We start from the raw sequence: 10,572 nt of genomic DNA on the forward strand, positions 1-10,572 counted from the left end.
CACGCCCTAACCTCTTACTATAAATGCACCTTGGAATTTACCGCTTCTTGCATAATCCCTGGCCTCGTCCTCACTTCTAAAGCCATTTAAAAATACTCTATAAATGGTAGATCCATCTATAGTAAATGTCTTAACTACCGACTTATAGACATCTATGCTTTGATGCTCTCTTTGATATCTGTTTGCGCCCTCAAGGTTTTTAAATGAGCCAATTTGCACCATAAAATCTCCACCTACAACCCGTTGCTCTGACGAAATAATAATGCCTCCAGTTGGAGCTGTCGGAGAGACTGGATTTGGCACTTTTATGCCAGTGCTTGTCGGTTTTGCTTGAGTATTAATGCTTGCAATAGCATTAATATCTTCATTAAAGCCTATGACTTCCATACTGACTGGAGCTGTGCCTGTACCGATAATATCAAGTTTAGTTGCAGCTGCCTTTGAAAGGTCTAAAACTCTATCAGCCACAAAAGGTCCACGATCATTTACGCGAACAATGACGCTTTTTTGATTTCTTAAATTTGTTACCTTAAGGATCGTATTCATCGGCAAAGTTTTGTGTGCTGCAGTCATGTTGTACATATTATAAATTTCGCCGTTTGAGGTTGTTTTACCATGAAAATTTGGACCATACCAGCTTGCTGTGCCACTTGCCTTATCGCCCACGCTTACAACGGTTGGGTAGTATGTTTTGCCATTTATCGTGTAAGGTCTCATTGTTGCTTTTTGGATAGAAGCTGAATTGTTGCCCTTTACATTAGTTGGGCCACTTGGTGTAAATGGTGCCCCGCTCCAAGAGCAACCAGTAACTAGAAGAGTAAAACTTAGTCCTATATAAAATTTTAGGCTCTTATGGTATGACAATATTTGCTCCAACATTTAAATTTGAACTAGCAAAAGAATTTGCATCTTTTAAATCTTTTTCGCTTACATTAAATTTTTTAGATAAAGAAGCTATCGTGTCACCAGTTTGGACTATATAGTTTTGAGATTTATTTTGGGCGGAAAATGGAATAATTAGTTTTTGATTATAGCTTACGGCATTTGTGCTAAGCTCGTTGTAGTCCTTGATCGCTCTATGACTAACACCTGTTTTTTTAGAGATAGAAAGTAGTGTTTCGCCTTTTTTTACAACGTAGGCATAAAAATTATTTTTACCATTAAATGGCTTGAAATTTTCTACAAAAAGCTGCTTTTTATTTTCAGGGATATAAACATAATAATCTTTTAGAGTTGGTGGAGTAAATACAAATTTTAAGTGCGGATTGTTGTTTTTCATCTTTTTTGTACTAAGGCCGATACTATCGCCTATTTGAGCTAAATTTGTACCACCAGGTACTTTTACTTTTACAAGCTTTAGTCCTCCGTTTATGTTCAATAAAGATGAATCTTTAGACATCAAGAAGTCCGCGTCTTTTGCGGTATATGCTGCTCTTAAAATTTTGATAACAAAATTTCTAGTTTCGGCTGGAAGGTATTTTTTCTCTGCGTCAAGAAGCGTTACAAGATCATCTGTGCCAGCTTTTTGTATGGCTCTTTTTAAGGCTCCATCGCCACAGTTATAGGCCATAGCTGCTAGATACCACTTGCCAAATTGATTTTTAAGCGACTTTAGATAATTTGTTGCTGCAACAGTAGACTCTACTGGATCTTTTCTCTCATCGACATACTGTCCTACCTTTAGGCCATGCAGTCTAGCCGTTTGCTCCATAAACTGCCACATGCCAGTAGCTTTTGCGTTTGAGACTGTGTGATTTGAAAAGCCTGATTCTATCATAGCTAGATAAAAGAATGACTCAGGTACGCCTGATTTTTTGATCTGCTCTTTTACCATCGGTATATACATATAACCATTTTTTAGAGCTTCTGTAAATGTTTCAAGTTGTGATTGTTTGATACCTTGCCTCATCCTTGCATAGTGAGAAGTCTTCATAAAGCTAGCATCAATATCTAGCTCTTTTAAAATTTTTACCTGAGTATCGTATGAGCTCTTTTCAGGTGTATTTGCCAGTAGCAAGGTACTACATGCAAATATTAAAAATATTTTAAGCATTGCTTTCATTTCTATCCTTTTTCGTGTCAAAACTTAAGATGCTAGCATCTTAAACAAGTGCAACGCTCAAAATTTAAGCAAAGCACTTAAACAACCTTTTGGCATTATTTGAAGTTTTTTCACAAACAACTTCAAACTCAAGGTTTAAAATTTCAGCTATCTTTTTAGCAACAAATGTCGTAAACGCCGGCTCATTTCTCTTACCACGATTTGGTTCTGGCGTGAGATAAGGAGCGTCAGTTTCAATAACTATCCTATCAAATGGGATTTTTGGCAAAATTTCGACTAAATTTTTAGCATTTTTAAATGTTAAAACACCGCCTATACCAAAATGAAAATTCCCAAATTTACAAAGCTCTAAAAGAAGTGGCGAAGCATTATAACAGTGCAAAATCGCTCCAGCTTCAAGCTTTGGTGAATACTCTTTTAATATCTTAAAAGAGTCCTCATTAGCCTCCCTAATGTGAAGAATAACGGGTTTTTTTAACTCAACAGCTAAATCAAGTTGAGCTAAAAAAATACGTTTTTGTTCATCTTTTTCTTTTATCTTTTCATTTTCATCTTTTGGCAAACGGTAGTAATCAAGACCACATTCACCAATCGCCACGCATTTTTCATCTTTAGCAAAATTTCTTAAAATTTCAATACTAAAACTCTCTTTATCATATGGATGAACTCCAACGGCAAAGAAAATGTCAGAATTTTCATGCGCTATTTTAGCCGCTTTTGGTAAATCATTGATATCAGCTCCCGGGATAATAAAGCCTTTTAGCCCTAAATTTCTAGCTTCATCTAAAATTTTATCAAGGTCAGGATCATAAACTTTACTATCTAAATGACAATGCGTATCTATAATCATAAAGCTATTTCTACTCTGTTTCTACCATTTTCTTTTGCGGTGTAAAGTGCTGAATCGCAAGCCTCAAGCATATCGTCTATCTCGCAATGCCCATTGCCAAAAGATACACCTATTGATATAGTAACTTTTACTTTTTCCTTTTTTATAGTTACTTCATTTTCAGCCACTTTGGCTCGTAAATTTACAAAAAATTTAACAGCTTCTTCTTTATTTATCTTTTTAAGGACAACGCAAAATTCTTCGCCGCCAAATCTAGCAACAATATCACTTCCTTTTGTATTGTCATTTAAAATTTTTGCGATTGATTTTAGTACCTTATCTCCGCCATCATGGCCATATTTATCATTTATCTTTTTGAAATAATCAACATCAATCATTGCAAAAGCGTAAGGCTCATTAGTCTCTTCAGCTACTTGAACATACTCTTCTACGTCAGAATAAAAAAATCTTCTATTATAAACTCCGGTTAAGAAGTCGCGATTTGCAAAATTTGCTATCTTGTTTATATTTTCCATCGCTTCGATCGTATTATTAACACGGCATATTAGCTCTTCTTTTGAAAATGGTTTTGCTATAAAATCACTCGCACCATTTTTTAAAAATATTGATGCGTCAGTCTTTTCGCTAGGCGATGTCATAACGATTACACCAAGACTATTTTTATCTTTTTCTTTTCTAACCTCTTTTAAAACTTCAAGACCATCTTTTACCGGCATTCTATAATCAGTTATTATAAGATTTATATCAGGATTATCCGCAAAATAGTTCATTGCCTCTTCGCCGTGAGCTGCGGCCAAAACTTTAAACTGAAGGCTGGTTAATATCTTTTTTATCATATTTCTAAAAGGAAGCGAGTCTTCGACAACCAAAACCTTATATTGTCTATTTTTGCTCAGTCTATTTATCATTTGGAAGATATAGTTGATATCGTCCATATTCCCTTTATAAACATAATCCACAATATCTTTATTTATAAAATTTTGCCTTGTTTCATCGTCAATGCTACCTGTTAAAACGATAGCCGAAAGTCCTTTGGAAAGCGCATAATCAACGATCTCTCCATTTGGAGCATCTGGTAAATTTAAATCCAAAATAGTCATAAAATAATCTTTGTCATGCTCGCTAATTAGCGTCTTAGCCTCGGCAAAACTGTATGCAACGTCAATTGTCATATCATCAATAGTCTTTTCCATCTGCATAACAATCAGCTTTGCTAGTGCCTTATTATCATCAACTACAAGGATTCTTTCCATATTATTCCTACAAAAATTTTTATCAAATTAGTGATGATTTTATCAAATAAATTTATTTACAAAGCTTAAATTAATAATTTAAATTAAGCTACTTTAAAAGCCCTTTAGCAAAATTTATTGCTTCTTCGCTTATATGTTCGCCACTTATCATACGCGCAAGCTCATTTACGCGCTCCTCTTTGTCAAGCTCTCTTACAACCGAGTTTTCCTCGTGACGCTCTACCAAAAAGTGTGAATTTGCCTTTGAGCTAAGCTGTGGCTGATGTGAAATGGCAAAAATTTGATAAAAATTTGCGAGCTTAAGCAAGACATTTGCGATGCTCATCGCCTCTTTTCCACTTAAATTTGCATCTATTTCATCTAAAATAATGACGTCACCGCCAGTTTTTGTGATCTCGCTAGAGGCAGCTATGAAGGCTAGCCTTAAGCGGTTTAGCTCGCCTGAGCTTAAATTTTTAAGCGAAGTCTCATTTAAATTTAAACAAACCTCATCAAGCCCCAAAATATCAAGCTTTTTAGCCTCGATCCTCAGCGCGATATCTGGCATATAAAGCTCTTTTAAGTATAAATTTATCATAGCCTCAAGCTCTTTTAAATTTGCACTCCTTGCTCTGCTTAGAATTCCAGCCAGCTCATTTGCCTTTTTGCTTAAAATTTCAAATTTCTTCTCTAGCTCGCTCTTTTCAAAGCTTAAATTTTCATATCTAGCAAGCTCTTTTTCCTTTTTAGCAAGCGCTTCTAAGGCCTCTTCCTCGCTGCCGTATCTTCTGATGATGGCATTAAGAGCCTCTATCCTATCAAGCACGCTCTCCACGTCGATATCGTCAAGCTCCTCCATATTTAGGCTATCTCTTGCAACCCTTAGCTCGTTCATCGCGTCTTCAAAAAAGCCATTATCAAGGTCACTGATGCTTAGCGCCTCATTTACACTGTGCTCTAGCTCAAATATCCGCTCAGCCCTAGCCCACGCCTCATTTATCTTATCCTTTTTACTAAGCCTCTTTTTAGTTTCCATAAGCTCTTCAAACTCGCCTTTTTTAGGCCCAACACTTCTTATCTTCTCGATCTCAAAGCTAGCAAGCTCCTTTAGCTCCTCGACCTTTTTCTCTTCCTCTTTTATAGTGGCTAGCTCTTTTGAAATTTTAGAAAATTCCAAAAACGCTTCTTCAAATTCCTGCTTTATCTCTTTAAATTTCTCATTTTTTGAAATTTCAAGCCTGTCAAGCAAATTTAGAAATTTCTCATTTTCAAACTCGTTTGCCTCTTTTGCTGAGAGGTATTTGATGTGCTCGCGCGCCACTTGGGCTAAATTTTTCTTTGAGATGGCTTGTTGGTTTATAAAATATCTCGTGCTCTTATCTTTTAAAAGCTTGAAAATATTGACCTCTTCGTTTTCTATGCCAAACTCATCAAGCTCAAATTTATGCTCCACGTCAGCTTCTATTAGCCTTGCCTCGCTATCTTTTAACCCAAAAACAGCCATTATGGCACTCATTAGCACAGACTTGCCAGCGCCGCTAATGCCAGTAAATACACTAAGACCCTCTTTGAAATTTAGCTCGACATTTTTAAAATTTAGATAATCCTTAATCAAAATTCGATCAATCATTATAACCCCAGTGAAGTTTCTCTTTTAAAATTTGAAAATAATCCCTGCCGATGTGGCGTATCAGCCTAGCTTTTTTGTTGCTAAGGCTCATGCTGACAGCTGAAATTTTACTCATATCAAACCTATCTTGACCATCAAGTACCAAAATCGCATCGCTATTTGTTCTAAATTTGACCGTATGATTTTTCGTAAGCACAACTGGGCGCTGTGTAAGCGAGTGCGAACAGATAGGAGTTACTGTGAAAACTTCGCTTAATGGATAGATAATAGGACCATTTGCGCTCATGTTATATGCCGTTGTTCCAGCAGGTGTCGCTACTATAACGCCGTCTCCAAAATATGAATTAAAATATTTTTCATTTAAAAGTGCCTCGATATGTGTCATCGAACCGCCATTTTTACTAACGATGACTGCATCGTTAAATGCTATCTTTTGCTCAGTTTTGCCATCATTTTTATGAAGCGCGACGTCAAGCATAAAAGGCATTTCTACCTCAAATTTACCATCAAAAAAGTCTTTAAAAAATTTCTCACTCTCATTAATCATTATGTCGGTTAGAAATCCGAGTCTACCAGCATGTATGCCAAGGACAAGTGGCGAGATGTGAGCTAGCTTTCTACAAGTTGAAATGATCGTACCATCACCGCCAAGAGTGATTAAAAATTCGCACTCTTTGGCTAATTTTATAAGCTCAAAACCATTTTTCTCTATACGCTTAGCGCAATTTTTTTCAAGCAAAATTTCTGCGTTATACTTTTTTAAAATTTTTTCTAATTTTTCTAAATCTTGCCTAAATAATGGATAATCTTTAGCAATAAGTCCTACTTTTTTTGTGCAAAAAGTATTAAATTTTTGTTCATTTTTCATGTAAATGATTGTAACATATTTTATTTTAACAAAGCTTTTCAAAAGAAAAAAGCGATTATAATTGCCTAAAAAACATTGCAAAGGAGCATTTTATGCGAAGTCATTATTGTACCGATCTTAGCAAAGCTGATATCGGTAAAGAAGTAATACTTTGTGGCTGGGCAAATACATATAGAGACCATGGTGGCGTTGTTTTCATCGACTTAAGAGACGTTAGTGGGCTTATACAATTAGTTTGTGATCCAGCTGATAGCAAAGAAGCACATGACGTGGCTGCAAAAGTAAGAGATGAATATGTCTTAAAAGCAAAAGGAAAAGTAAGAGCTAGAGGCGAAGGCCTAACCAATCCAAAGCTAAAAACTGGTGAGATAGAGGTGATAGTAAGCGAGCTCATCATAGAAAATCCGAGCGAGCCACTACCATTTATGATAGGCGATGAGAGCGTAAATGAGGATATCAGGCTAAAATACCGCTTTTTAGACCTTAGAAGCGAGCGTTTGCAAAATATCTTTAAAATGCGTTCTCGCGCGGCGATCGCAGCTAGAAACAGCCTAGATAAGATGGGCTTTATCGAGTTTGAAACTCCTGTTTTAACGCGCGCAACTCCAGAAGGAGCGAGAGACTACCTAGTGCCAAGCCGTGTATATCCAGGCCAATTTTACGCACTTCCACAAAGTCCACAGCTATTTAAACAGCTTTTGATGTGTTCTGGCTTTGATAAATATTTCCAAATCGCAAAATGCTTCCGCGACGAAGACTTAAGGGCTGATCGCCAACCAGAATTTACTCAAATAGATATCGAAATGAGCTTTGTCGAGCAAGAAGATATCATAAATATGGCCGAGACGATGCTAAAAGACATCTTTAAAGCCTGCGGATACGATATTAAAACGCCATTTAGACGCATGAGCTACAAAGAGGCGACCGAGACTTATGGCTCAGATAAGCCTGATCTTAGATACGATCTAAAAATGATCGATGTGATCGATATTTTCGAGCGCTCAAGCAATGAAATTTTTAGCTCTATCGCAAAAGATAAGAAGAAAAACCGCATCAAAGCACTAAAAGTACCAAATGGCGACAATATCTTTAGTAAGCGTGAGATGAATAGATTTGAGGAATTTGTACGTAAATTTGGTGCACAAGGTCTTGGCTACTTCCAAATGAAAGAAGAAGGACTAAAAGGCCCACTTTGTAAATTTTTCGAGCAAAGCGATCTTGACGAGATCGTCTCAAGATGTGAACTAAAAGTTGGTGACGTCGTATTCTTTGGAGCTGGTAAAAAGAAGATCGTGCTTGATTATATGGGACGATTTAGAATTTTCCTAGCTGAACAAATGGGCATCATCGATCAAGACAGACTTGAGTTTTTATGGGTGCTTGACTTCCCAATGTTTGAGCAAAATGACGATGGCAGCTACTCTGCGATGCACCATCCATTTACTATGCCAAAAAATATAGACGAGCCTGATCTTGAGGACATCCTATCTATCGCTCACGACGTCGTACTAAACGGCTTTGAGCTTGGCGGCGGAAGTATAAGAATTCACAAAAACGATATCCAACAAAAAGTATTTAAACTTCTTGGCATAGATGAAGAGGAGCAGCGTGAGAAATTTGGCTTCTTGCTTGATGCCTTGACATTTGGTGCGCCTCCACATGGTGGTATCGCGATTGGATTTGATAGACTAAATATGCTTGTAAATAAAGCAAGCTCGATCCGTGATGTTATAGCCTTCCCTAAAACACAACGTGCTCAGTGCCCACTAACAAAGGCACCAAGCCACGCTAGCAATGAACAGCTTAGGGAGCTAGGACTAAGGATAAGAGAGAAAGAGCAAAAGAATTAAAATTTTTGCAATAAATTTAGACTTTTAGATGTCTAAATTTGAGTTATTTTATTTAAAGATTAAATTTTTGAGATGATTTTGGATGTTGTGCAGAAAATTTCATCCCAAAGCTAGACATATAGTCTGCTGCAGGGTGAAATTTTCAAACTCATTCAAAGGCGCTCAAAAAATATAAAAAGGGAAAGAATGAAAAATTTATTTTTAATCATCGGCGCTCCAGGCTCCGGCAAAACAACAGACGCATCGATCATTGCACAACAAGATGAGAAATTTGCACACTTTTCAACTGGCGATCTTTTAAGAGCTGAAGTCGCAAGTGGTAGCGAGCTTGGCAAACTAATAGATGGCTTTATCTCAAAAGGAAATTTAGTTCCGCTTGACGTCGTCGTAAATGCGATCGTCTCAGCTATCAAAAGCTCAAATAAATCAAACATCATAATAGACGGCTACCCAAGAAGCGTTGAGCAAATGACTGAACTTGATAAGGTATTAAGCGAACAAAAAGAAATTTCTCTAAAAGGTGTCATCGAAGTAGATGTTAGCGAAGATGTGGCAAGAGCTAGAGTGCTTGGCCGTGCAAGAGGCGCTGACGATAACAACGAAGTCTTTAACAACCGCATGAAAGTCTATCTTGATCCGATCAAACCTATCCGCAAATTTTACAGCGAAAAAGAGCTACTTCACGTAGTAAATGGCGAGCGTGGCATCGATGAGATCGTAGCTGATATCAAAGATTTACTAGCTAAACTTTTATGAACTCGCAGACCTTGCATCAAAATGTGTAAGGTCTGTAAAACTTACTTTTCATTAACATCAAAAATGTAATATCCTTTTAAATTTTTACAACAAATTCCAAAAGGATAAAAATGAAAAAAATTATAATCGCTTCACTAGCTGCTAGCATCGCAATGGCTGGGGGCTTTACATCAAAATATTCAAGTGAAACGATAAGCGTAAAAGAGGCTTTAAAACTAAAAGACGACGCTAAAGTCGTACTTGAGGGCAAAATAAAATCGCACATAAAATCAGACAAATATGAATTTATCGATAAAAATGGTGACGTCATTACTATTGAGATTGATAATAAAAAATGGGGTAACATAACAGCCAACGAAGATACACCTTTAAGAATAAGAGGCAAAGTGGATAAAGACCTTATGAAAACAGAGATCGATGTCGATAGCATAGAGAGGTTATAAAGTAGTTAAATTTTACGCGTATTTAATGCAAAAAATACTAAAATCACGAAAATTTCTAATAAAAAGGACGAATATATGGACGTTTCAAAGATCAAAGCTGGCTCAAACCCAGACAAAATCAATGCCGTAATCGAAATACCTTATGGCTCAAATATCAAATACGAGATCGACAAAGATAGCGGTGCAGTAGTAGTTGATCGTGTGCTTTACTCAGCGATGTTTTACCCAGCAAACTACGGCTTTGTGCCAAACACGCTCGCAGCTGACGGCGATCCAGCTGATATTTTGGTACTAAATGAGTATCCACTCCAAGCTGGCAGCGTCATCCCTTGCCGTTTAATAGGTGTTTTGGTGATGGAAGATGAGGCGGGTATGGATGAGAAACTTTTGGCTGTGCCAGTTACAAAGATTGATCCAAGATATGATGCGATAAAAAGCTACGAGGATCTGCCGGCTGCAACACTAAATAAGATCAAAAATTTCTTTGAAACTTATAAAATTCTTGAGCCAAACAAATGGGTTAAAGTGAAAGAATTTAAAGACGCAAATGCTGCAAAAGAGATTTTAGACACTGCAATAAAAAATTATAAATAATTTATAAGCCCTATTTTTAGGGCTTTTCTTTTTAAATTTGTTCGTTTTATACTCCACGTAAAAAAGGTTATTTTTATATTTAGATAAGCTTTTTCTTGTATAATACGATTTTCTTTCAACTGTGGGTTCATAGCTCAGTTGGTTAGAGCATCCGGCTCATAACCGGATGGTCCCAGGTTCGAGTCCTGGTGAACCCACCACTTTCTATTTTATTTATAATCTTTAATCTTCTAAAAGTTCCTAACTTTAAAACTATTTTGCTTTTGATTTAAGAATCAAAGTGAACT

The 10,572-nt window shown here is 36.7% G+C and carries 10 protein-coding genes and 1 tRNA gene; 5 read left to right on the forward strand and 6 right to left on the reverse strand.

Annotated features, from left to right (window positions below; genetic code table 11):
- Positions 1-6: 6 nt before the first annotated feature.
- The 6 genes from CVS93_RS03760 to CVS93_RS03785 form a co-directional block, all read right to left on the reverse strand.
- A complete protein-coding gene (locus CVS93_RS03760) occupies positions 7-864 on the reverse strand; it encodes a septal ring lytic transglycosylase RlpA family protein (protein ID WP_107686634.1) in 858 nt (285 codons plus the stop codon).
- Complete coding sequence (locus tag CVS93_RS03765) at positions 851-2,062, reverse strand: lytic transglycosylase domain-containing protein (RefSeq protein ID WP_107686635.1); 1,212 nt, start codon at positions 2,060-2,062, stop codon at positions 851-853. The genes CVS93_RS03760 and CVS93_RS03765 overlap by 14 nt, the downstream gene beginning before the upstream one ends.
- A 64-nt stretch (positions 2,063-2,126) precedes the next feature.
- Positions 2,127-2,912, reverse strand: a complete 786-nt coding sequence (locus CVS93_RS03770) for a TatD family hydrolase (protein WP_107686636.1) — start codon at positions 2,910-2,912, stop codon at positions 2,127-2,129.
- Positions 2,909-4,165 (reverse strand): diguanylate cyclase, encoded by a 1,257-nt coding sequence (locus CVS93_RS03775; RefSeq protein WP_107686637.1) that lies wholly within the window; start codon positions 4,163-4,165, stop codon positions 2,909-2,911. Before CVS93_RS03775 ends, CVS93_RS03770 begins: the two co-directional genes overlap by 4 nt.
- Before the next feature lie 88 nt (positions 4,166-4,253).
- Positions 4,254-5,774, reverse strand: coding sequence for an AAA family ATPase (locus CVS93_RS03780; protein ID WP_199907226.1), 1,521 nt, complete (start codon positions 5,772-5,774; stop codon positions 4,254-4,256).
- The gene (locus tag CVS93_RS03785) at positions 5,767-6,642 is read right to left on the reverse strand and encodes an NAD(+) kinase (RefSeq protein WP_107686739.1); all 876 of its coding nucleotides are present in this window, start codon (positions 6,640-6,642) and stop codon (positions 5,767-5,769) included. Before CVS93_RS03785 ends, CVS93_RS03780 begins: the two co-directional genes overlap by 8 nt.
- Before the next feature lie 92 nt (positions 6,643-6,734).
- On the opposite strand from CVS93_RS03785, the gene aspS reads away from it, so the two are divergent.
- From aspS to CVS93_RS03810, 5 genes are all read left to right on the forward strand, one after another.
- A complete protein-coding gene (gene aspS, locus CVS93_RS03790; protein WP_107686638.1) occupies positions 6,735-8,492 on the forward strand; it encodes an aspartate--tRNA ligase in 1,758 nt (585 codons plus the stop codon).
- Positions 8,493-8,678: 186 nt separating this feature from the next.
- A complete protein-coding gene (locus CVS93_RS03795; RefSeq protein WP_107686639.1) occupies positions 8,679-9,248 on the forward strand; it encodes an adenylate kinase in 570 nt (189 codons plus the stop codon).
- A gap of 110 nt (positions 9,249-9,358) precedes the next feature.
- A complete protein-coding gene (locus tag CVS93_RS03800; RefSeq protein ID WP_107686640.1) occupies positions 9,359-9,691 on the forward strand; it encodes a NirD/YgiW/YdeI family stress tolerance protein in 333 nt (110 codons plus the stop codon).
- Positions 9,692-9,766: 75 nt separating this feature from the next.
- Positions 9,767-10,285, forward strand: coding sequence for an inorganic diphosphatase (ppa, locus tag CVS93_RS03805; RefSeq protein ID WP_107686641.1), 519 nt, complete (start codon positions 9,767-9,769; stop codon positions 10,283-10,285).
- 123 nt (positions 10,286-10,408) lie between these two features.
- Positions 10,409-10,485 (forward strand) — tRNA-Ile (locus CVS93_RS03810).
- The last annotated feature ends 87 nt before the right edge of the window (positions 10,486-10,572 follow it).

The organism is Campylobacter concisus (genome assembly GCF_003048535.1).
Taxonomy (GTDB): Bacteria; Campylobacterota; Campylobacteria; order Campylobacterales; family Campylobacteraceae; genus Campylobacter_A; species Campylobacter_A concisus_S.